General features: G+C 49.2%; 1 protein-coding gene. It reads left to right on the top strand.

Annotated features, from left to right (window positions below):
* Positions 1-172 precede the first annotated feature (172 nt).
* Positions 173-380 (top strand): hypothetical protein (locus EVJ29_RS15595; protein WP_236633575.1); only part of this gene is annotated, 208 nt, incomplete at its 3' end.

Raw genomic sequence — 380 nt, 5'->3', positions numbered from 1 at the left:
AACTCATGTCTCTCCAGGCGTAGAGATACCCGAGAAGAGACTTGCGCAGGAGAAGCTGTTGCTGAAGTTCTGGTTGATTCATACGTTCCGCAAACCTGTCACGCAACCGTTCCGTAATATCGCGACTGAAAAGAGCGTCTGAAGGCGAAGGTACTGCATTCTGAGCAAGTCCATGTTCCCAGATAAGATCCCGCATAAAATCGGCTATCCAGAACGGCGAAGCACCCGTAACGATCAGTTTTTCCATAAGCGTGATCGTTCTGGTCTCATCAATATCCTGCATATGCTTCAGCAGATGCCGTACAACCTCATTAATGGCCATTTCACGCAGGGAAAACCATGGGTTACGGATACTGAAGCGAGTGCTCACCTCATCGGTG

The organism is Exiguobacterium sp. SH4S7, assembly GCF_004336795.1.
In the GTDB taxonomy this organism is placed as follows: Bacteria; Bacillota; Bacilli; order Exiguobacteriales; family Exiguobacteriaceae; genus Exiguobacterium; species Exiguobacterium aurantiacum_A.
This window is presented reverse-complemented; position numbering and strand designations above follow the sequence as displayed.